Genomic DNA, 22578 nt, shown 5'->3' on the forward strand with positions numbered 1-22578 from the left:
CGGACAGGCTTTCTTTAAAATATATCATTAATAATCATAGGGTTATAGATTATTTTGATGCGTGGTACGTTCATTGCTATCGAAGTTGGGCGTGATATCGACGCCGATGGCTTAAGAAATTTGATGATTTCACCGATTAAGGAGTAAAAAGATTCGACAGATTTAATTGATATTATCGTATCGCCTTTTCTCCAAGCTTCTGGAATCGATTTCCAGACTGAAGGCAGAGCATCGAGTTGCCCGTGACCCGCAGAAAGACAAATTCTTCAAGGGAAATACCGGTGGCGTGAAAACCGTAATTGGGAGAAGGGGAGACAAATGAATGCGTTTTTTAGGGTAACCCTCAATAAATTCAAATTAATTGCATCGCTCATTGCGATCGGGCATTTCTTGTGTTCACCGGCCGATGTATCAGCTGCTCCGGCAATAACGGGTGTCGCCGGAATAGTCGGGAACGGGGAGACGATCACAATCACGGGCACCGGTTTCGGCTCGACGGGTCCCACTATTGTAGTCTTCGACGATTTCGAGAGAGGGTCCAACGGCACAACACTCTCCAGCGTGCAGAGGGCCGCACAGGTCGGGTTCTGGGATAACCTTTCAACGATGGGACCGCTATATCCGACCTACTCGAACACCTATGCACACAGTGGTAGCCTCAGCATGAAGTCGGATTGGTCTGATAATGGGGCGCAGGAAGGCGGCAGGTTAGTTCAGGCAACACTCGATAGCGTAACGCAGGTGTACTTTTCCTGGTGGCAATATCTTCCAACAAACAGAGTTGTGCCAGGAACATCCGGAGGAGCCGGAGCAAACTGGAAACTATATTGGCTATACAGACAACCCTGGCCGAATGATGATTTTGTATCTGTTATTCTTACAAATACCCTTCCGGTAACAGTAGGTGGATCTGGATTATTTCTTACTGGTTTTGCGGATGATTCGCAGGACGGGAGAATTGATATTAACAATCAAAGTGGAAGTACTGTTACAGCGTTTAGCAAAGGGCAATGGCATCGTTTTGAAGCATATTACGTAGCTGGGGGAACGAGTGGGTCATTGACATTGTGGGAACTGAATTCAACCCAGTCCCGTCGTCAACTAGGGACGAATTCGGGTAAGACTACGGACTTTGGAGGTACTTGGGATAAATTACATTTTCCGGGATATGGCAGGGGCGACAATAATAGTCAAACATATTATGATGATATTTATGTGGCAACAGGGACGGGAGCAAGGGCACGAGTGGAAATTGGAAACAGTTCAATCTACTCAAATTGCACCAACCTTGCCGTCATTACGCCCACCTCTTGGAGCAGTAATTCGATCACAGCGACGGTAAGGCAAGGCGGGTTTGCGGCAGGTTTCCCGGCTTACCTGTTCGTCATCGATTCAACCGGGGCAGCGTCGGCGGGTTACCCCGTCACAATCGGAAGCGGCGGTCCCGCACCGGCACCGGCCGCTGTGTCCCCCCCATCGGGTTTGCGGATTGTAACGAACTGACAGGCAACATGAGTAATCAATCGGGATGCCGGCTCCGTTGACAGTACGGTGTCGGCATCGCGAACCACCTCTTTTAATCCCACAATTCATTTTCTCTTCACGAGTAATGGATTCGCATGATTCCGCGTTCGCCTCTGCGGCTGGCCGGAATGCCGTTCCAGTTTCTTGATTAAGGTGTGAGTTAAGCTAGTGTCGCGAGTCATTAATCCGCTTACAAAAGCGTGAGAGGGATGCCAAGATGTCATCCGCTGTTTTCGTCCACACAAACGGTTTCGGATTTGCGTTATGGATCGAGAGATAGTCTTTGATCGCGTCTCCAACTGCCGCGTGCTCCGATGGGTCCCCCTGCGGATCTGTTTTTCCGTGAGGGCGGCAAACCATCGTTCGACCAGATTGAGCCAAGAAGCGCCCGTGGGGGTGAAGTGCACGTGGAAGCGTGGCCTCTTGGCCAACCAGGCACGGATGGCAGGCGTCTTGTGCGTGCTGTAATTGTCCAGGATCAAGTGAACATCCAACGATTCAGGGACCGCGTTGTCGATTCGATCCAGGAACTTCCGAAACTCGACAGCCCGATGCCTCCGATGGCATTGCCCGATCACCTCCCCGGTTTTCACATTCAGGGCGGCAAAGAGGGACGTCGTCCCGTTGCGACGGTAGTCATGGGTGCGCCGTTCAATCTGCCCGGGTCGCATCGGGAGAATGGGCTGTGTGCGATCCAGCGCCTGAATCTGGGACTTCTCATCGACGCACAAGACCAGCGCACGCTCCGGCGGATTGAGGTACAAGCCCACAATGTCCCGGACCTTCTCAATAAAGAGCGGATCCGTGGAGAGCTTGAAGGTCTCGCAACGGTGGGGCTGCAAGGCAAAGGCGCGCCAAATGCGACTGATCGCACTCTGGCTCAGCCCGGAGGCCGCTGCCATCGAACGGGTGCTCCAGTGCGTCGCATCTCTCGGGGACGATTCCAACGTCATGGTGATCACCCGTTCAACCTCCTGATCCGAGATGGCTCTCGGGGCGCCGGGCCGCGGTTCGTCCAGCAAGCCGTCCAGACGACTCTCGACGAACCGATTCCGCCACTTGCCGATGGTCTGCCGGGTGAGTTGAAGCGCCTCGGCCACCTCACCGTTGGATCTGCCGGCTGCACAGGCAAGCACGATCCTTGCCCTGCAGGCAAGGGCTTGAGCGGTTTTCGGTCTTCGCGCCCACCGAAGCACGTTTCTCTCTCTTCCTCGGTCAGCGTCAGGGGAGCAAGCGGACGACTCATGTCGATCCTCCTTTTTCCCCTTTGGATACAGGAATTACCCTCGTTTGTCAACGAATTTATAACTCAGGACACTAGCGTTGTTTACAGTTTCGGGGTAATCAGACGAGGCAGCGACCTCAGAAGGAGACCCCGATGGTTATACACAAGAGCACGCGCCTGACCCCGTACCAGAGACAGGCGATTTACACGTCCTATCACGAGGACAAGAAGAAGGTCAGCGACCTGGCCGAGGCGTACCACGTCTCTCGACCCACGATTTACAAGATCCTCCGGCGCGGTCGGCAAAGGGACTTTACGGTACACAAGAGCGTCAACCAACGATTCCGCTGCCTGCGGTACGGCATCAAGCGGCTCGCCAAGGTCAAAGCGGAACTCGAGGCGAAGTTAAAGAGCCAGGCCAGGCGCTACAACAAGGACTACCCCGGGCAGATGTTCCATGGCGACACGAAGCGCCTGCCGCTGCTTGAGGGTTAGAAGGCCACGGAGCGCCGGGAATACCTCTTCGTGGCCATCGACGACTTCTCCCGGGAGCTCTACGCGGCCATCCTGCCGGACAAGACCCAGGTCTCGGCCAAGGCCTTCCTGGAGCAGGTCCTAGAGGAATGTCCCTATACGATCGAGCAGTACTACACCGACAACGGCAAGGAGTATAAAGGGGACCCGAAGCACCACGCGTTCATGACGCTCTGTGCCGAGCATCATATCGAGCAGCGCTTCACCCGGATCCGTAACCCCAAGACCAACGGCAAGGCCGAGCGGGTCATCCAGACGATCATGGAGCTCTGGCACAACAAGACCCGGTTTGTCTCCTCGGCGCATCGGAAAACGGAACTCAAGCGGTTCCTGAACTACTACAACGGCGTTCGTCCCCACAAGGGGATTGGGGATTTAACCCCGGAAGAGAAGTTGATCGAGTATTTTTATCCCGAAAAACTGTAAACAACGCTCGACGTTCTCACAATTAAGGCATGGAACCCCGGTCGTTTTGTTAGCCCACGTAAGAGCGGCCCAGGCGGCAGCATCTGGGCTGGAAAGGTATCCGTGAGCATGAATCGGAATATTGTCCCCATCATGGTAGCTATCGTATTCACCATATTGTTGCCTTCGGGAGTACAGTCGGAGCCTCGTATTCATGTAGTCTCCGGAGCCGTATCGGAGGGGCAGTTGATCAGCATAGCCGGATCCGGTTTCGGGTCCGTCGGCCCGAACGTTCTGCTTTTTGATGATTTCGAAAAAGGGCGTGATGGGGCTCAAATTGCCACGGCGCCGGGGGCGGCAACCGTGGGAAACTGGGATTACACGCGACTGACGGTCAGGTATTCCACATCTTTTTCGCACAGCGGATGGACTTCGCTGCATTCGGACTGGGGTTCAGATGGTGCGGCGGAAGGCAACAGACTCGCCGGAAAGAAACTCGGTGCTGCAACCGAACTGTTTTTCAGCTGGTGGCAATACATACCGATCGGCGCTCATGTACCCGGCGGCGGTGGGCCTCACGGACCGAACTGGAAGTTTTTCTGGCTCTTCGGGCCCCGTTTCCCCCAAAGCGACTACACCTGCGTGTTGATTACAGACACGCTTCCGCCGGGTTATGCGGATTATGTCGGCTTCGGTCTTAAGAACGACAACACCCCACCTCCTCGCTTTTCTCTAGGGTGGATTTACCCCGTAGAGTTCAGGAAAGGGGAATGGAAGAGGTTTGATCAATATTTCAAATGGGGAACTTCGAATAATGGACACTTCGGCCTGTGGGAGCTGAAGAGCACCGGCTATCATCAATGGGCGGATGCTAGGAATGTCACGACCGGTCACGAAGGGGAGATCTGGGAACACCTTAACTTTCCTGGATATGGAAGGGGCGATTCAAACAATGCCCACACATATTACGATGACATCTATATTGCAAAAGGGCCTGGTGCCAGGGCCCGTGTGGAAATAGGAAACAAGCCAACTTATTCGAAATGCACGAATCTGGCAATCATCACCCCGACAACTTGGACGGACAATAGGATTACGGCGACGGTGCGTCAAGGCTCCTTCAAAGCGGGTGACAATGCCTACCTGTTTGTCATCGACGCGAAGGGGGCCATCTCCCCGGGTTATCCGGTAACAATAGGGGGCAGCAGGCCGTAACGGTTCAGAATGGAACGAAGACAATACCATGGAACACCTAAAAACTACATCTAACTGCTCCCTGATACAACTCGCTTGCGCGCATCCGGCTTACCATGCCAGAAAAGAGTGAAATCCGACTGTACCGGCTCATTTCACGGTCGCCTGTCGGGTATGTCTTTCACTCTCTAAGAACGAGAAAGACTCCCCGCATCGTCCTCGTCTATCACGGTGTCGCTCCGCAAGACCCCGCATGTGTCGATTCAATTCTGTTTCGAGAGCATATCGCCTATCTGAATGAACACTGCCGCATCATGTCTCTGGATGACGTCCTCAATGCACGCGAACAAACGAACCGACCGGCAGCCGCCATTACATTCAACGATGCCTTCGCGAGCTTGCTGGAACACTCGTTGCTAGTGCTTTCCGAGCGTCGCGCTCTTGCCGTAATCTTTGTTCCCACAGGTTATCTCGGGAAACAATGCTTGGGATTACAAGTCGGCAGAGCCATTGATGACGATCATGACTGCGGCTGATGTGCAGGACATCTAAAGTCGGGGATTCGAAATTGGCAGCCACTCACGGTCTCATATCCGGTTGCGTGGACTGGATGTCGTCGCCTTGCAGCAGGAGATCGGTGATTCGAAAAGGATGCTTGAGGATTTGCTTGGGAAACAAATGGAACATTTGCCTATCTTCATGGAGGTAGGAACGATTTTGACGCGCGGGCCATGGAGGCAGTGAAAGAGGCAGGCTATCGGTCGGCGGTTACGACATATTTTGGCCGTCACAACCACCATTTTCACCGTTATGAGATCCGGAGAATCATCATCTGGCCCCGTGATACGATCCATGATCTTCAGATGAAGATCGACGGGCATTACGATTGGCTGATCTTAAAGGAGTTCGCGGTTCACAAAGTGAAAGCCGCCACAAGGAGGATACGTGCTCGATGAAGGTCGTGCACATGATCGACAGCGAGGGAATGTACGGCGCAGAATACGTCCTTTATAATCTGCTTCCATGCCTGCGAAAGATCGGCATCGATGCGATGCTTGCCTGTCTGAGCCCGACTGATTCGGCAGGTGCAGACCTTGGGCGGGGATTAGAAAAAAAGTGCGTTCCCGTTGTCTACTTGGACGAGAAAAAAAAAATCAGCTTGAGGGGTTTGCTGTCCATCTACCGGACGTTGAGATCGTGCCATGCAGACATTCTGCATGTGCACGGGTACAAAGCCACGATACTCGGAGGAATGGTTGCACGGGCTACAGGTGTACCGTTTATTTCGACCTATCATGCTGAAGCCGGAAAATATCCCGAACTATCGACGTACGTGAGAATAGAAACTCCATTTCTCAGAGAAGCAGCCCGAATTATTGCCGTCTCAAAAGTCATCAAAGACGATTTGACTAAACGGGGCATTCCCGAAGGCAAAATTACAGTCATTCACAACGGCATCGAGGATCCAATTCGACATGCGCTGGAGGACGGAGGCTTGGAGTGTGAGAATGAAGCTTACGTGCGTATTCTGTGTGTCGGGAGGCTGATACCAGTGAAGCGGTTCGACTTGGTTGTCCGAGCGTATTCCGTATTACGCAAGGAATTCGATGACATGTATCTTACCATTGCAGGAGCCGGCCCTTTGGAAACTGAGCTGAGATCTATGGTGAGAAAATATGGCTTGGGCGATTCTGTCAACCTGCCAGGCTATGTATCCGATACGGCAATATTATTCCGTCAGGCGGACATTTTCGTCCTGCCCTCGGAAAGCGAGGGCTCGCCCGTAGCGCTGATAGAAGCCATGGCATATGGAAAGCCAATCGTAGCATCCGCGGTTGGAGCGATTCCGGAGATGACAACTGGAAATGCAGGAGCACAGTTAATTGCGCCTTGCAACTTGGAACAGCTCATTGATGCGCTGAGGCGATTCATTGCGGATCCCTCTTATCGTCGCAAGTCGGGTAAGCTTGCGCGAAAGCGGTTCGAGAGTTGCTTCACGGCGGAAACGATGGCGGCACGATATGGCGAGCAATACGAGACGTGCCTGCGAGGGGCCCGATAAGTGACGGACGAGATTGCCATTGACGCTTACGAGAAAAGTGACCGGGAAGAGTGCATCCGTCTGCATGCCTACACGTTCCCCGGCACAAGCGATGAAGCGATATACAAGCGGCGCTTTGAATCCGAGGGCAGGCTCGACCCGATCATCATTTGCGCAAAGCACCGGGGGAAGGTCGTATCCTTCAGCTCGCGGATCCCCTATGTGTTTACGTACATGAAGAAAAGTTAACTTGGCCGTCAATCAGGCGAAAGCGCCACAGACGCCGCATATTGCGGAACTGGGATTTTCAAGAATGTTATTCGTCACGCCGATCAGATCGCACTGCAAAAGGGAATCTACTTCTTCGTCGGTTTTTTGAACCCCGTGAGCTACAGCTCGTTCATCAAGTCAGACTACCGCCCGATCGAGACGTATCGATATGCATTGCGCCTTCTTCACCCATTTAGAAGGCGGGAACCTAGCAACATAGGTGCAACCGCGCGGTATTTCGAGGGGTCCATGCTCATATAGGATGACAGGATAACCCCGGCAGTGAACTTGGAGTACGGAAAATGGCGATATGATGACAATCCAAAGGATTACGAAGTGCATACATATGAGGAGGATGGAAGCTATGCGGTGTTCTTCCTGCAGCGGAATATTAGAAAAGGGATATCGGAGGTGTTGCTTCTCGACTTCCAACTGACGAATTATAACAACAAATTCGTCGAACATGTCTTTCGATACATGGATGCCACGTTATCCCGACAAGCCTGTTACATCAGGACTTTTTTTCAATGAAAACACAGACCGGGGGAGAATTCTCAGAAATTATTTTCCAATACGTATAAAGAGCAAATATCAGGTATTGATTGTCAAAAGCATTTCTGACGGTCTCGATTCGAATATCTTCCTCAATGCAAACAACTGGGATATCATGCCCCATTGTGTGGATTAGTTGTAATGATCAACTGTAACGGTCGAATTGATACATCAACACGGATGGATGTGAAAAACTATAAAAAACTAGCTAGTGCATACTCTTTCTGCACATCGGCCGGAGTTCTTGATTGTATATGTCTGTCGATTCGGATATAAATGAAAAGGAATTTATGGTGACGGTCGCGTGCGGAGGGAGCAGCGGTATGCGTCGATATATTGGGCGGGAACTTGTACGTTGGTTTTTCTGTGCTTTACTTTCACTGGGATATGGATGCGGAGGGGGCGGTGGTGACAGTGGAACAGCGCAGAACAGTTTGCCAAACATATGCACAGTTTCAGGTGTTCCGTCCGTCAGCAATGTGTCTGGCACGATATCGAATGGCCAGACGATTACTATTACGGGTTCGGGGTTCGGCTCATGCAGCCCCACGGTTGTCCTTTTCGACGATTTCGAGAAAGGCACGAATGGAAATCCAATTTCGACAGCCCCTGGTTCCGCTCAAGTAGGTCATTGGACTGCAGTGGAGGATGCCCCGGACAACCCTAGGTATTCATCGGCATACCGCCACAGCGGAAGCAATTCTTTTCTTGCTGACCAGTCGACAGGGGATGGTGGTCACTGGGCAGTTGTTAATTTTAATGGGACGTATTTTGTATACTTATCATTCTGGGTATTCCTCCCATCCGACAGGGAGGTGCCCGGAACTGGAGAGCCTTTCGGTCCGAATTGGAAACTGGCCGATATCACCGGTGGAAATATTCTCGCGGGGGAATATGCAAGCAACTGGACGGCCGGTGTTGTTCTCCACGATCTGCCCCTCGCATCGGGTACTTTTCAATTGCCAAACCCATGGCACGACACCGCGGGCTTGACAGAACTTGGCTACGGGAGCACTTCTTGGACGAAAGGCCGTTGGCACAGATTCGAAAATTTCTACGCTGGAAGCTGGTCAGGCAATGGCATTATACAGATGTGGGAAACTAATGCGACGAATGCAAGAACACCTGTATGTGACGAAGCGAATCTGAATACGATCCATTCCAGCGATACATGGTCATGGTTTAGGTTGCATGCGTATGCGCGGCAGGACACGCGCGGCCAATGTTATTATGACGATGTATACGTAGCAACGGGTCCCGGCGCCAGGGCCCGAGTTGAAATCGGCAACTCGGCAAATTACGAAGATTGCACCAATCTTGCTGTTTTCACGCCGACCAGCTGGAGTGATACCACCATTAATACGCAGGTCAGATCAGGTTCATTCTCGGCAGGGCAAAATGTATATCTATTCGTTATCAATTCATCGGGGACAGCATCTGCAGGCTATCCATTGACGATGGGCAACACTTATTGATCAGCAAATCGTATCGTTTTCTAGAGCTCTTAAATATCATTTGTCAAAATCAACCGAGAAGATCAGTAATTGAGTCATTTTCACCATTCCCATCAACAAATATTCAAGAGATCCGATGGCAGAGCAGAAGTATCCCAAAACAAAATCTCGCAAGTGTCGGATTTGAGGTCTCCTCCCTCTGAAGCATGGAACACATCCCGTGGGGGTAAAACCATGCTCGGTTAGTTCCTTCCTTAGGTCGGTCCGCAAAATCAATCTAACGTTGACGTCAACATTGCCACGGAGTCCTTCGTATTACCATCACGGGTATTCAACCTTTATACTGCATCACTACTGTCCCAACGTTAGTTGAATAAATTCGGTTGGTTGTCGTTTTGGTCTGCGTGATTTTCGCACCGGGTGCCCGAGAGAGCCTGTAAAATGGGCGTTTTCTCGAACAGGGAGACACTCAAAATCTGTAAAATGGTGTAGAGGCTCTGGTCTAGACCCAGACGCTTCTTGACGATGGCAACCAGGACATAGATGGAGATGGCGATCCAGATTTGCGTCTTTACGGCATTCTCGGAGGTGCCGTAGAAGGCCTTGATCCGCAGGTGCTGCTTGATCCACTTGAAGAACAGTTCGATTTGCCAGCGGCATTTGTAGAGGCGCGCGATCGTGAGAGCCGGAAGCGTGGTGTTGTTGGTCAGAAAGACCAGCCGCCGATCCTGGTCGGAATCGTAAAAGCGGATCCGCCGCAGCTTCCCGGGGTAGTCCGTCCGGGCGTAGAAGCCGTGAAGGGAGACAATCTGGTCGCATTGCAGGCCCGAGGCCTTGTCCACGGGTTGGGAGTAGAGCCGCCGGAACCGGAAGCCGCTCTTGGCCCGGGTCACGAAGAAGGTCGAGCTCTGATGGATGTGGTGGAGGCGGCCGAAGTCCAGATAGGCTCGATCGAGGATGTAGATGGCCCCCGGTTCGATGGGGATCTCGTCGAGGATGTTGACCTCGTGAACCCGGCCGGGGGTGATGACGGCAATCGTCGGGATGTTGCCCCGAAGATCGAGCAGCGTATGGAGCTTGACGGCTCCCTTGCGTCGGCGGAACGTGGCCCAGGGGAACAGCGACAGGCACAAGTCGATCGTCGTGGCATCCAGGGCATAGACGCTCTGCTCCAGTTCGATTCCGAAGGTGTCGCCGGCGTAAAGTTGCCGGGCCCGGCCAATAAGGACATGGGCGAAGTCGGCGTAGATGCGCCAGTCTCGCACCTGGTTGGCATGCGCCAGCGTGTTGCGGGAGACTTTGCCACGGATGCCCATGTGGTAGAGCTTCCGGTTGGCCGAGCGCAGGCATGCCTGGATGTCCCGCAGGCTCTCGCGATAGGTCAGCTGGGCGAAAGCCATGCACAGGTACTGGTCCCAGCACGAGAAGCTCTTGATCTTGTAGTTGCCGTTGTAGCGCTCGACGCAGGAGCGAAACTCGTGTGTCGGCAGGAAGTCCATAAGTTGAGGGAAGATCGTCCGTCCGGTGTTCATCCGCCGTCTCCTTCCGCAAGGATGCGGAAGTATGCCACCGGAGTAAAATCGAGTTCAAATCGATTACGGACATGTCGCCCCTCAAAAAGCCATGGCAGGCGGGTTTCCGCCCGCTAACCAGTCAAACGTTGGAACAGTAGTGATACTGCATAGATGGAACAGATGGAACTGGTTGAAATCCACCCGAGACATCTCTTTCATTAACCACGAATGAATATCACTGTCTTAATGACCTATGCGGCGGCTGTGGTGACGGCCGGGCTGGCTGTCTACGTGGTCTTGCGGGACGCGAAGAACCCCGTTACCCGTTTCTTCGTGATCGGCATAGCTTTGCTCGTGCTCGAGACGGTCCTTTCCGCCGCGGTCCTTCAGTCCGAGCGTGCTGAGGGCTTCCTGCTGTGGTATCAGGCAAAGACGATCGCTGCCTCGCTGCTGCCCGGGTGCTGGCTCTTGTTCAGCCTGGCCTACGGCAGGGCAAACTACCGCCAGATCCTTGGCCGCTGGCGGTTTGTCGTGATTGTGCTCTTTGTCATTCCCACAGTCCTTGCGGTATTTTTCTGGGGCAACTGGTTCGAGGGGCCGCCCCTGTTGACCCAGCCGTCCGGTGGGTATCTCGCCCTGGGCTGGGCGGGCTATGTCTGGTCGCTGGCTATAATCGCCGGCGCCATCCTCATCGTGATGAACCTCGAGCAGACGCTTCGGCATTCAACGGGGCGCAAGCGCTGGCAGATCAAGTTCATGATCATCGGTGTCGGCGCGCTCTTCGGGGTGCGCATCTACAACAGCAGCCTTGCCATCCTGTTCAACCAGGTCGGGACGGACAACATCGCCCTGAACGCCGGTGTCCTGCTCGCGGCCGATGCTTTCATCGCGAAATCCATTCTGCGGGACCGCGGGATGAAGGTCGACATCTACCTGTCGCATACCTTCCTCTACAACTCGATGACGATCATCCTGGTCGGCGCCTACTTCATTGGCGTCGGTCTGCTTGCCTGGCTGGCGCAGATCTGGATCGGAAGCCAGAGCCTGCCGCTGACGGCCTTTCTCCTGTTCATCGCGATCATGGGCCTTGGCTCGCTCATGTTGTCGGGCAGCATGCGGCAAAAGAGAAAGAACCTCGTGAGCCGACTGTTCGAGCGGCCGCTTTACGACTATAGGGAGATCTGGTCCCGATTCACGGAAGCCACATCCAGTCAGTCCAGCGTGAAGGATCTGGGCACTGCGGTTGTCAACATGGTCTCGGAAACCCTGGATTGCCTCTCCGTAACATTGTGGGCGGCCGACGAGAGCCGGGATGCTCTCATGTTCGTCGCCTCGACCGCCCTGCCGGAGGACAGGGTCAGGAATATGCGAATGGCGGGGCAGGAGGGGACGGAATTGATGCTGGCCCTCTGGGACCGGGAAATGCCCGTGGATTTCAACGACGCAAGTGAGGGATGGATCCCCGATTTTCGGGAAGGCCATGTGGAGGCTCTGGAGGAGGCGCGCATCCGCTACGCCGTCGCCCTGCGGGCGGAAAATCGCCTGATCGGCATCCTTACCTTGAGCGGGCGCAGCAAGGATTCGCCACTCACCGCGCAGGACCAGGAGTTGCTCAAGACGATTGCCGATCAGACCGCATCGAGCCTGCTGCGGCTGCGCCTGGCGGAACAGCTCAACAGGGCAAAAGCCCTGGAGGCCCTCCAGATGATGTCCGCCTTCTTCGTGCACGATCTGAAGAACCTCGGGTCGAAGCTCTCCCTCGTCATGCAAAATCTGCCCGTTCATTTCGAGAACCCGGAATTCCGCAGGGATGCGATTCGGTCTGTCACGCAGAGCGTCGAGAAGATCAACAGCCTGTGCAGCCGGCTGTCGCTCTTGAGCGAGCGGAGCAGGATCATCCCCCGCGCGTCCAATCTCGACCAGATCGTGACGGATTCGATAAAGAGCCTCGACGGGATGTTCCAGGTTCCCGTGCACTGTGCGCTGGGGAACGTGACCGATTTGCAGATAGACGGTGAGCAGATACAGAAGGTCGTCGGGAATCTGCTGCTCAACGCAAACGAAGCGGTTGCGGCGGGCGGGGAGATCACCGTGTCGACGTCGATGAGCGACGGCTGGGCACAGCTCACCGTGCGCGACACGGGTTGCGGCATGTCCCGGGAATTCATCGAGACGCGCCTGTTCAAACCCTTCCAAACGACCAAGCCGAAGGGCATGGGGATCGGCCTCTTTCACTGCAAGACGATCGTGGAGGCCCACGGAGGCCGGATCGAGGTGGAAAGCGAGGAAGGGAAGGGCAGCACCTTTCGGGTTTTTCTACCCGGCAGGCGGTGAGCGCCGAACTAACGAGAGTCACGAGCTACGGCAGGGTTACTCCGTGACAAAAGGGAAAGAACCGGCCATGAAAAAGTAAGGCCGGTTTCGAAACCGATCGAGGAAATACGTAATCGCAGAGGAGGAAACGAATCGTGTGCGGTGAAATCGCGAAAGAAAGCTTTCTTGATCACGATCCCAATGCTTCACGATCCGCGCTGCAAGGGCAGAGGCTGAAGCTTCTGATCGTCGAAGACGATGAGGATGTCCGCACCCAGATGAAATGGGTACTGGCGGCGGAGTACGACGTCACGCTTGTCGGGGACCGGGCAAGCGCTCTTGCCGAGCTGCGCGAGCGAAAGCCGCCCGTCATGGTGTTGGACCTGGGCCTGCCGCCGCACCCCGCGAGCGTAGAAGAGGGGTTTGCCGTTCTTTCCGAGGCTCTCGCCATCGATCCGTTTCTGAAAGTCATCATCGTCACAGGCCGGGCCGAGAAGGAGCATGCCTTGAAGGCCGTTTCGGGCGGGGCCTACGATATTCTCTACAAGCCCATCGACATCATCGAGTTGCGGACGATCCTTCGGCGGGCCCAGCACGTGTCCATGCTCGAGCGCGAGAATGCCGAGCTTCAGCGCAAGGCGCAGGATGAAGCCTTTGAGGGGATGCTGGGAACAAGCCAGAAGATGCAGGAGGTCTTTGCGACTGTGCGAAAGGTGGCAGGCACGGATGTTCCCGTCCTGATCACGGGCGAGAGCGGGACGGGGAAGGAGCTTGTCGCACAGGCGATCCATCGGCAGAGCCAGTACCGCAGGGGGCCCTTCATTGTCATCAACTGCGGCGCGATCCCGGAGACCCTGCTGGAGAGTGAGCTGTTCGGTCACGAGAAGGGGGCCTACACAGGGGCACACGTCCAGCGCAAAGGGCGCTTCGAGCTGGCAGACGGGGGTACGCTCTTTCTCGACGAGATCGGAGAGCTGTCCCTGACGCTGCAGGTCAAGCTGCTGCGATTCCTTCAGGAGCAGGTCATCGAGCGGGTCGGGGGCCGGGACCAGATCCGGGTGGATGTGAGAATCGTCGCTGCGACGAACAAGGACATCAGGCAGGCCATGCAGGAAGGTAAGTTCCGGGAGGATCTCTTTTTCCGGCTCAGCGTGGTTTCCATATACCTGCCGACCCTCAAAGAGAGAGGGGACGACGTACTGCTGCTCGCCAATGCCTTCCTGCAGCGCGCCGTGAGGGAGAACCGGAAGAAGATCACGGGATTCACGCAACAGGCCATTGCGGCCATTGCCGCCTACCCCTGGCCGGGCAACGTGCGCGAGCTGGAAAACCGCGTCAAACGGGCCGTCATCATGGCCGAGGGCCGAAAGGTGAAGCCCTCTGATCTCGAGCTGGAGGAGCCTGCGGGCCGTTTCGAGGGGATGACCCTCCGGGCGGCGCGGGAGACCCTCGAGCGGGAGATGATTCTGAAGGTCCTGGCGCGCCAGAAAGACAACATCACCCGTGCCGCCGAGGAGCTGGGCATCAGCCGCCCGACGCTCTACGAACTGATGGAAAAGCTAGGGATTGCGAGGAAATAGCCAAGGCATCTCGCAGGGTCTGTTCTACTCACGATACATAAGCAATGATGTTTCCGCGCTCATTTGATTGACTTCATATGGACGAAGAAAAAGTTCCCGACTTGGAAACATGGAAATGATGAGGACTGTCGATTTATTTTACAAATACAACGGTTGTTACAGAAGATACGCAGCTATTCGATAACATTCATAATTTACGAGATTGCAGGGGCGGTAGATTCCCGATGGCGGTTTTTTTCGTCGAGATAGTTTACAAAACTTGGCTTTTCGGTAAATTGCTGCCACGGCGAAAAGAGAGCGAGAAGTATTTAATTAACAATATATTTCAATATGTTATGATTTGAAACAACTATAGTAAGGAAAAAATTCGGCTGGTGGTACAAGGTTTGCCCTTATAATGTGCAGATATGGGCTCTTCGGGAGGGAAAACTGAATGAAAAAGCGAAAAATGTTTAGTTTGTATGCGTTGGTTTGCCTCTTGATACTTCCGGCCGCAAGCTATGCTATTCCCATCTCGGGGTCGGGTCAGTGGGGCAGTTTCACCGGCGAGATGACCTTCACCGGTGGGAATCTAAATATTTCACTGCGAAATACCAGCCCGGTGGCAAACGGTGGGTACCTCGTAGGTTTCGCATTCAACGTGCCCGAAGGTCTTGCATTCAATGGAAGCTATGAGTACTCGGCCCCTCCGGACTCTGCCTTTTACCTTACCTATGCCTTGAACTCCATAAACGCTGCGCCCTATGGGACCTTTGACATGCTCATGGCAACGTCGGGCAGTTTCGAGGGAGGAGGCAATCCCGCGGCGGGTCTGCCCGTGAACAGTTATGCATCTTTTTCGTTCGAGTTTCGAGGGGACGTATCGGGAGTGACGGTAGAGGATTTTCTAAACACCCTATCTATACCGACTGGGGGCGGCACGGAAGGAGCCTCGTTTGTTGTTCGCTTCAGGGGATTTGAGAATGATGCCAGTGACAAAGTTCCCTACGCCGTACCGGAGCCCGGAACGATGCTGTTGCTCGGTATCGGGATTTTGGGTTTGGGGATCGCAAGTCGTCGAAGATCTTGATGATTCGTGGAGAGAAGGGAAAAGCCGCCGGTATTTTTGAAGTGTCGGATAGTATTACAGTGTTTTTTGTGCAACTAAAATGATGCAATGAATTGAATTTTAATAGCAAAATTAACGAATAATGTTGATATTCTTTTAAGCCCGAAAAATCGTCGGTTTATTTTACGGATAAGACTTTCGTCTTAATTCTTTCAAGCTCCTACCACTTTCTTTCAGCATTTTGCTTAATCATAAAATAACGAATGATAACAATTACTTGTATTGCATCCAGAAACGATGCGGCATCGGGCGATCTTGGGTGGTACGAAGCTTGCCTAGATAGTTGACCGAGAGAGACTGAAGGAGGGGCCCTCTGAAGAAAAATCATATCCTTGGTTTTGTGGTTTTAATATGCCTTGTGACGATGCCGGCAGGTGCCTACGCACTGCTCATATCGGGGTCTGGCATCAATGGGGGCAGTTTCACCGGATCCATCGATATCGTCTACAGTTCAGACAGCTTGAGTGCGTCAACCCCATGGCTGATCATCAGTCTTACGAACACAAGTGCAACGTGTACCAGAGACACGGGATTATACATTGCAGGATACGTGTTGCCCAACAGCGCGATGACAGAAATTGATCCTGTGAGCGTCGGTGCTACATGGACAGGTCGCCAGCCCCTGGTAAACGCGGATCGGGGTATCACGGCTGAGAGCCTCATCAGCGGATTCGTGGTTTACTTCAGTGATTTCAGAGGCTCTTACGATAAAGCCCCGGTTTCCGTAGCCGAGCCTTCCACTATGGTGCTCTTGGGCCTTGGCCTTTTGGCCGTTGGAGTGGGCTTGAGAAGGAAAATGTGATCGTTAACCTAACGTAAAACGCCGCATTTGCGGCGTTTTTTTTGAGCTGTTTCACTTTTTGAACAATTTCTCTTTGCTGTAATCCGACGTAAACGATAGGTGAGGCAAGAGTACCAAAGGTATTGTAAATAAATTTTACAGTAGAGTTTCGGTTTCCATATTTTAATAAGTAATCATAAACATTAGAAAAATGAAATAATGGTTGCAAACGTAACAAATGCGTCGTCGGGATTGTTGACAACTTTCGGGCCGTCTTCTTTAGGGACTCTCGGTACACGGAAAGGCTGGAAACGTAAATAACATAATAAATATAAATGGTTAATTTGAACTTTGTCCCTGCGAGGACATCATCTTTGTTTGTGGCATGCTATCTGCTGTCTGTATGGCAAAGAAGTGAAACGAATAATCGAAGGGAGCTATTATGATGAAGAGAAAGACCACGGTGATCGCAGCGCTTCTCTTGATCATGCTTTCGCTCGCACCCTTGCAGGTTGCGGATGCCATCCAGGTGGGCGATGCGATCAGTCTCACTTGGGCGCCGTGGAATACCGGGTCGTCGGGCGGTGAATTTGCCGTGTCCTACTATGGCTCGTCGGCCACCCTTTTCACGACCTTCTGTGTAGAACCCAATGAGTATTTCTCCCCTGGTGAGAAATTGATCGTGCAATCCATGGGCACGACGATTATGAACAACGGCGGCTCATCGCCCATCGGGTTGAACAGCCTGGTAGCGTATCTCTACCATGAGTTCGCGCACAACAGCTGGAATGTTGCGGGCATATTCGACTACGGGGCAAACAGAAAAGCTGACGACGCACTGCTGCAGGCGGCGATTTGGGCATTGCAATACGGATCCAGCGACGAGAGCAATAAATTCATCAAGTATGCAATGACTTACAGCGTGCTTGACGGATGGTCCGGTACCGGTGATGTAGGCGTGATGAACTTGGTCGGTACGAACGGAGGCAACCGTCAGGACCAGTTGGCATTAGTGCCCGAGCCGATGACGCTCATCCTGCTGGGAACGGGCCTGCTCGGTGTGGCGGCTTTCCGGAGAAAGATGAGATAGGATATATCCAGCAAATTGTTGACTGAAGGCAGGACTCCAAGGTGTCCTGCCTTTTCTTGTGTGGAGGTAGGAAACCGGGTGTGGGTTGAAATCATCGGATTCAAAACCCTTGAGATTTAACAGCTTGACAGGAGGGAGTTTTATAGTCAAAGATTGGTTTTGGCGGATTTGATCCGCTGCGCCTGACGAGAAGGGACATCTGCCGAATCTGTGGATGAGGGTGAGTGACATCCTCAAGGAGGGGCCGGCTCTTGGCAGGGTTCTCAATCAGGAAGGGAGTGTTCTATTGTCCTCGCCTCTCGATACTCGCCGTTCTCGCTGTTATTTCCATGTCGATTGCGGCCGTGTCTTCAGGCAATGCGGCGGAAGTGACACTTGCCTGGAACCCGAGCCCCGAACCGTCTGTAACCGGCTACAGGGTCTACTACGGCACAGCCAGCCATTACTACACCGCGGTGATTGATGCGGGCAATCAGACGACCCTTACCATTTCGGGACTGCTTCCAGGGGTGACCTATTTCTTTTCCGCCACGGCGTACAGCGCAACAGCTGAAAGCAGCCTTTCCGGGGAGATTGCCTATACGGTGGCCGAGGGCGGATCATCTGCGTCCGGTTCGGGCAGCGAAGGATGCTTCATCGCCACGGCGGCTTATGGGAGTTCCCTTGCTCCTGAGGTCATAGCACTGAGGGATTTCAGGGACCGCTACCTGCTGACCCATGGCCCGGGGCAGGCCTTTGTTGACTGGTATTACAGGCTCTCGCCTCCAATTGCGGCGTTCATCAAGCAGCACGACACGCTCAAAGGAGCCGTGCGGTGGGGATTGATGCCGGTGGTCTACACCGTGAAATACTCGGCGGTGGCGCTGGTTTTGATCGTTTTCTTCACGTTTGCTTTGGTACCGAGAAGAAGGCGTCGCAGAGGACAAGGACAGCCTATTTCCCTAGGGTGAGCCGTTCAGAAGGACAGAGCCGGGGCCGGCGAATCGACGCTCAGGAGGGACACTGAAAAGGCTGAGTGCTTTCAGCGTCCTTTTTTTGGGTTCCTCGCTGTTTCAAGTGGGTAACCGGAAGTCGAGCTTGCCGCTGATGAGATAGATCATCGTGATGAAGTTCTTGATGGTGCGGTAACCCCGGGCCCTGGCTTTGGCCGCCTGGATCATGCTGTTGATGCCTTCGAGGATGCCGTTGTTGACGCGAGACTGGAACCAGTTGAGGATGCCTTGCCAGTGCTTTTTAATGGTTTTTGCGCATTGCGTGATGGGCTCCAGGCGGCTGTGAGTTGCCCAGAAGTACCATTTCTTCAGGAAGGGTTCGGCCAGCGCAGGCGGCTGTTCCCAGAGCTCCTGAAAGGCCAGCCGGATCTGATACGCTTTGACGGTTTTGAGGTGTAACGATTTTGGGCGGAGGGTCTCCAGGGTCGACCGTTGTTGGGCCGACAGGCGCTCGGGGTTTTTGAGCCACAGATACCGGGTGTGCTTGAGTTCGGGCCGCTCGCGCTGTTCCTGACGTCGGACGGTGTCGACAGCCGCATTGAGGAGCTTCATCACATGGAACTTGTCGAAGGTCAACCGGGCCTGCGGGAACTGCGATTCCACGCCCGAGATAAAGGCCGGCGACATATCGCAGCAGATCTCCTCGACGGCCTCGGGACGTCCGCCATGGTCGAGCAGATCGGCCTTGAACCGCTCGAGGGTCGAGGCATCCTTGCCTTCGGTGACGAAGACCGTCCGGGCCTTCTCGAGATCGACAAAGAGGCTGACGTAGTGGTGCCCCCGCTTGCTGGCCGTTTCGTCCAGCCCGAGCTGCCGCAGATCGGCGGAATCGGTCTGCTCGCGGGCCCGGTCGACGTAATGTTCCAGCACGCGCCACAGACGGGTGTCATGCTCCCCGATCAGCTCGGCGATCCGCTTGACCGGCATGGCCTGGGCCAGGATCATGATGAAGGCCTCAAACAGCAGGGTGAAGCCGCTGCCCGGACGCGCCCAGGGCAGGGCCACTTGCAGCACCCCGCATCGGGGACACCGGATCCGCGGCACCCGGGCCACGAGATGGGCCTCGTGCTGGAAAAAGTTCAGATGCCGCCAGCTCTTTGGCTCCGTGTCGTGAACCGGACAGTCCCCCTGCCCGCAGGAGGGACAGGGAAAACGGCTCCCCCGGGGGAAGTCCAGTCCGATGTCCAGACGTCGCTGCCCGGCATCGAACTGACAACTCACCACCGTCCACGGTGGGGCCAACCCTAACGCCAATTGAAGAAGTTCCGTGTCTCTCATGAGACAACGCTCTATCACTGACACGGACCGGCTTCAAGAATTTACCCACTTGAAACAGCGAGGAACCTTTTTTTGTCCCTTCGCGCGGGATAGATGACGAATAATGAAAACCGGAACCACCCTGCAGGGCATTGAAAACGGTACGATTCGTGTATGGAGTACGCAAGGGCTTTGAACAGGAGGGGTCGTAAGGTAAGGTGAAAATACTGGTCACGGGCGCTGCAGGGTTCATCGGGTTTCACCTGGCCAAGAGGCTGCTTGGGGACGGGCACGAGGTCGTCGGGATGGACAACCTCAACGCCTATTATGACGTCCGGCTCAAAAAAGACCGCTTGGCCCTGCTGACGCCATACCCCCGTTTTTGCTTCCATCTGCTCGATCTTGCCGACAGGAGGGGGATGGAAGGGCTGTTCGGGACGGAAAAACCCGAAATGGTCGTCCACCTTGCGGCGCAGGCCGGCGTGCGGTATTCCCTTGAGAACCCCCATGTCTACGTGGAGAGCAATCTTGCGGGCTTCATGCATATCCTGGAAGGGTGCAGGCACCATTCCGTGCGGCACCTGGTCTACGCGTCATCGAGTTCCGTCTACGGAGCGAACACGCTCATGCCCTTTTCCGTGCATCACAACGTCGACCACCCGATCAGCCTCTATGCCGCCACCAAGAAGGCCAACGAGCTGATGGCCCACACGTACGCGGCCCTGTATAAGCTGCCCTGCACGGGCCTCCGCTTCTTCACGGTCTACGGGCCCTGGGGCCGTCCCGACATGGCCCTGTTTCTCTTCACCCGGGCCATCCTGGAAGGGAAGCCCGTGGACGTCTTCAATCAGGGCCGCATGCGGAGGGACTTCACCTACATCGACGACATCATCGAGGGTGTCGTGCGGGTGATGGGGAAGATCCCAGCGGGCAGCCCAGCCTGGACCGGGGCGCAGCCCGACCCGGCGACGAGCTTTGCCCCCTACCGGCTTTTCAACATCGGCAACAACCGGCCGGTGGAATTGATGGACTTCATTTCCGTCCTCGAGAAGCACCTCGGAAAAAAAGCGCAGATGCGCATGCTTCCCATGCAGCCGGGTGATGTGCCCGAGACCTATGCTGACGTGGACGACCTCATGGCGGAGGTTGGCTTCAGACCGGGCACATCGATCGACGACGGCATCGGCAGGTTTGTTGCGTGGTACAGGGAATACTACCGAACGTGAAAGAGTTGAGCGTCGCAGAAAACAGGAGCTCGAGTTCGGGATTGCTGAAGGCAGGTGCCGTGGTGCGTGGGGCATGACCGGGAATCATCTGGAGGGAAAAGGGCAGTCATGAAATTCGAAAAAAAGATCCTCTTCATCGGGGCGGGCTTCGTGGGCGGGCCGACGGCGGCCGTGATTGCCCGCAAGTGCCCCCGGTACCGCGTGAGCGTGGTGGACGTTGACCGGCAGAAGATCGCCCGGTGGAACTCGAACGACCTGCCGGTCTACGAGCCGGGCCTCGACGAGGTTGTCCGCGAGGCCCGGGGCCGGAATCTCTTCTTCGAGACGGATATTGCAAAGGGCATCCGGGACAGCGGGATCATCTTCGTCTGTGTCAACACTCCCACGAAGACCTTCGGTGCGGGCGCGGGAATGGCCGCCGACCTGCAGTACTGGGAAAAGACAGCCCGGCAGATACGGGAGCATGCGCGCACGTCCAAGATCGTTGTCGAGAAGAGCACGCTGCCCGTGCGCACGGCCTTGGCCATGGAGCGGATCCTCAATAGCGGCGGCGACGGCATCCGGTTTGAGGTGCTCTCCAACCCGGAGTTTCTCGCCGAGGGGACGGCCGTGCGGGATCTGGAGCAGCCCGACCGGGTGCTCATCGGTTCGCGGGACACCGAAGAGGGCCGCCGCGCGCGCGATGTCCTCGTGGAGCTTTACGCGCACTGGGTGCCCCGGGAGCGCATCGTCACGTCGAACATCTGGAGCGGCGAGCTCGCGAAGCTGGCGGCGAATTTCTTTTTGGCCCAGCGGGTCTCGACGATCAACGCCGTGTCGGCCATCTGCGAAAAGACGGAGGCCGACGTGACGGAGGTGTCGAAGATCGTGGGGATGGACGGGCGGATCGGTGCGCGGTTCCTCAATGCCAGCGTCGGCTTCGGGGGTTCATGCTTCAAGAAGGATATCCTGAACCTGGTCTACCTGTGCCGGCACGAGGGTCTTCTGGAGGTGGCCGATTATATCGAGTCGGTCGTCCGGATCAACGAGTACCAGAAGGAGCGCTTCGTGCTGAACATGCTCGAGGCGATGTTCAACACGCTGGCCGGCAAGCGGATCTGCCTGTTCGGCTTTGCCTTCAAGGCCGACACGAGCGACACGCGGGAATCCCCCGCGATTCACGTGGCCCGGCGCCTGCTGGAGGAGAAGGCTGAGGTAGTCGTGACGGACCCGAGGGCCCTGGACAATGCGAAGGCCGATCTCAGGGGGCTAGACGGCAAGATCCGCTTCGTGAAGGACCCCTACAGGGCCGTGCGGGGATGCCAGGCCATCGCGGTGATGACGGAGTGGGGGCTGTACCGCGGCCTCGATTACGGGAAGATCTTCAAGCAGATGGTCAAGCCCGCCTTCATCTTCGACGGCCGCAACATTCTCGATCACAGTCGATGCCACGCGATCGGGTTCAACGTCTACCCGGTGGGCAAGCCGGGCATGACGCATTTTAAGTAGAAACGGTTTTGAGTGATGGGTGTTGATTTT

General features: G+C 54.9%; 16 protein-coding genes and 2 pseudogenes. 15 read left to right on the plus strand and 3 right to left on the minus strand.

Annotated elements, in window-relative coordinates; genetic code table 11:
• Positions 1 to 318: 318 nt before the first annotated feature.
• Positions 319 to 1503, plus strand: a complete 1185-nt coding sequence (locus HPY67_00220; protein ID NPV03149.1) for a hypothetical protein — start codon at positions 319 to 321, stop codon at positions 1501 to 1503.
• 186 nt (positions 1504 to 1689) lie between these two features.
• On the opposite strand, the pseudogene HPY67_00225 reads toward HPY67_00220, so the two are convergent.
• Positions 1690 to 2720: pseudogene (locus HPY67_00225) on the minus strand (IS630 family transposase).
• A gap of 182 nt (positions 2721 to 2902) precedes the next feature.
• On the opposite strand from HPY67_00225, the pseudogene HPY67_00230 reads away from it, so the two are divergent.
• The 6 genes and pseudogenes from HPY67_00230 to HPY67_00255 all read left to right on the plus strand — a co-directional run bounded on the left by HPY67_00230 (position 2903) and on the right by HPY67_00255 (position 9220).
• Positions 2903 to 3709, plus strand: a pseudogene (locus HPY67_00230) (IS481 family transposase).
• Between the two features lie 225 nt (positions 3710 to 3934).
• Positions 3935 to 4903, plus strand: a complete 969-nt coding sequence (locus HPY67_00235; protein ID NPV03150.1) for a hypothetical protein — start codon at positions 3935 to 3937, stop codon at positions 4901 to 4903.
• 546 nt (positions 4904 to 5449) lie between these two features.
• Entirely contained in the window at positions 5450 to 5626 is a 177-nt protein-coding gene (locus tag HPY67_00240; protein NPV03151.1) for a hypothetical protein, read from the plus strand.
• Between the two features lie 208 nt (positions 5627 to 5834).
• The gene (locus tag HPY67_00245; protein ID NPV03152.1) at positions 5835 to 6944 is read left to right on the plus strand and encodes a glycosyltransferase family 4 protein; all 1110 of its coding nucleotides are present in this window, start codon (positions 5835 to 5837) and stop codon (positions 6942 to 6944) included.
• Complete coding sequence (locus tag HPY67_00250) at positions 6945 to 7172, plus strand: hypothetical protein (GenBank protein NPV03153.1); 228 nt, start codon at positions 6945 to 6947, stop codon at positions 7170 to 7172.
• 827 nt (positions 7173 to 7999) lie between these two features.
• Positions 8000 to 9220 carry a hypothetical protein gene (locus tag HPY67_00255; protein ID NPV03154.1) on the plus strand — a complete coding sequence of 407 codons (1221 nt, stop codon included), beginning with the start codon at positions 8000 to 8002 and terminating at the stop codon, positions 9218 to 9220.
• 344 nt (positions 9221 to 9564) lie between these two features.
• On the opposite strand, the gene HPY67_00260 is transcribed toward HPY67_00255, so the two are convergent.
• Positions 9565 to 10731, minus strand: coding sequence for an IS4 family transposase (locus tag HPY67_00260; GenBank protein NPV03155.1), 1167 nt, complete (start codon positions 10729 to 10731; stop codon positions 9565 to 9567).
• A gap of 228 nt (positions 10732 to 10959) precedes the next feature.
• Between HPY67_00260 and prsK the strand changes: the two genes are divergently transcribed.
• The 6 genes from prsK to HPY67_00290 all read left to right on the plus strand — a co-directional run bounded on the left by prsK (position 10960) and on the right by HPY67_00290 (position 18535).
• Positions 10960 to 13047 carry a PEP-CTERM system histidine kinase PrsK gene (gene prsK / locus HPY67_00265; protein ID NPV03156.1) on the plus strand — a complete coding sequence of 696 codons (2088 nt, stop codon included), beginning with the start codon at positions 10960 to 10962 and terminating at the stop codon, positions 13045 to 13047.
• Positions 13048 to 13304: 257 nt separating this feature from the next.
• Positions 13305 to 14606 carry a PEP-CTERM-box response regulator transcription factor gene (gene prsR / locus HPY67_00270; protein ID NPV03157.1) on the plus strand — a complete coding sequence of 434 codons (1302 nt, stop codon included), beginning with the start codon at positions 13305 to 13307 and terminating at the stop codon, positions 14604 to 14606.
• 433 nt (positions 14607 to 15039) lie between these two features.
• The gene (locus HPY67_00275; GenBank protein NPV03158.1) at positions 15040 to 15675 is read left to right on the plus strand and encodes a PEP-CTERM sorting domain-containing protein; all 636 of its coding nucleotides are present in this window, start codon (positions 15040 to 15042) and stop codon (positions 15673 to 15675) included.
• A gap of 592 nt (positions 15676 to 16267) precedes the next feature.
• Complete coding sequence (locus HPY67_00280; GenBank protein ID NPV03159.1) at positions 16268 to 16516, plus strand: PEP-CTERM sorting domain-containing protein; 249 nt, start codon at positions 16268 to 16270, stop codon at positions 16514 to 16516.
• 424 nt (positions 16517 to 16940) lie between these two features.
• Positions 16941 to 17585, plus strand: a complete 645-nt coding sequence (locus tag HPY67_00285) for a PEP-CTERM sorting domain-containing protein (GenBank protein NPV03160.1) — start codon at positions 16941 to 16943, stop codon at positions 17583 to 17585.
• A gap of 251 nt (positions 17586 to 17836) precedes the next feature.
• The gene (locus HPY67_00290; GenBank protein NPV03161.1) at positions 17837 to 18535 is read left to right on the plus strand and encodes a fibronectin type III domain-containing protein; all 699 of its coding nucleotides are present in this window, start codon (positions 17837 to 17839) and stop codon (positions 18533 to 18535) included.
• Positions 18536 to 18637: 102 nt separating this feature from the next.
• Here HPY67_00290 and HPY67_00295 read toward each other — a convergent pair whose 3' ends face one another.
• On the minus strand, positions 18638 to 19855 hold the full coding sequence (locus HPY67_00295; GenBank protein ID NPV03162.1) for an ISL3 family transposase: 1218 nt from the start codon (positions 19853 to 19855) through the stop codon (positions 18638 to 18640).
• Positions 19856 to 20052: 197 nt separating this feature from the next.
• Here HPY67_00295 and HPY67_00300 point away from each other — a divergent pair, with 197 nt between their 5' ends.
• Positions 20053 to 21060 carry an NAD-dependent epimerase gene (locus HPY67_00300; protein ID NPV03163.1) on the plus strand — a complete coding sequence of 336 codons (1008 nt, stop codon included), beginning with the start codon at positions 20053 to 20055 and terminating at the stop codon, positions 21058 to 21060.
• A gap of 108 nt (positions 21061 to 21168) precedes the next feature.
• Positions 21169 to 22548, plus strand: a complete 1380-nt coding sequence (locus HPY67_00305; protein NPV03164.1) for a nucleotide sugar dehydrogenase — start codon at positions 21169 to 21171, stop codon at positions 22546 to 22548.
• Positions 22549 to 22578 lie beyond the last annotated feature (30 nt).

This window comes from Syntrophaceae bacterium (assembly GCA_013177795.1).
GTDB lineage: Bacteria > Desulfobacterota > Syntrophia > Syntrophales > UBA2192 > UBA2192.

Coding starts and splice junctions, on each gene's coding strand:
- prsR (NPV03157.1), top strand. CDS start 13,305: ATGAAATGGGTACTGGCGGCGGAGTACGACGTCACGCTTGTCGGGGAC.
- HPY67_00285 (NPV03160.1), top strand. CDS start 16,941: ATGAAGAGAAAGACCACGGTGATCGCAGCGCTTCTCTTGATCATGCTT.
- HPY67_00255 (NPV03154.1), top strand. CDS start 8,000: ATGTCTGTCGATTCGGATATAAATGAAAAGGAATTTATGGTGACGGTC.
- HPY67_00220 (NPV03149.1), top strand. CDS start 319: ATGAATGCGTTTTTTAGGGTAACCCTCAATAAATTCAAATTAATTGCA.
- prsK (NPV03156.1), top strand. CDS start 10,960: ATGACCTATGCGGCGGCTGTGGTGACGGCCGGGCTGGCTGTCTACGTG.
- HPY67_00260 (NPV03155.1), bottom strand. CDS start 10,731: ATGAACACCGGACGGACGATCTTCCCTCAACTTATGGACTTCCTGCCG.
- HPY67_00275 (NPV03158.1), top strand. CDS start 15,040: ATGAAAAAGCGAAAAATGTTTAGTTTGTATGCGTTGGTTTGCCTCTTG.
- HPY67_00305 (NPV03164.1), top strand. CDS start 21,169: ATGAAATTCGAAAAAAAGATCCTCTTCATCGGGGCGGGCTTCGTGGGC.
- HPY67_00245 (NPV03152.1), top strand. CDS start 5,835: ATGAAGGTCGTGCACATGATCGACAGCGAGGGAATGTACGGCGCAGAA.
- HPY67_00295 (NPV03162.1), bottom strand. CDS start 19,855: ATGAGAGACACGGAACTTCTTCAATTGGCGTTAGGGTTGGCCCCACCG.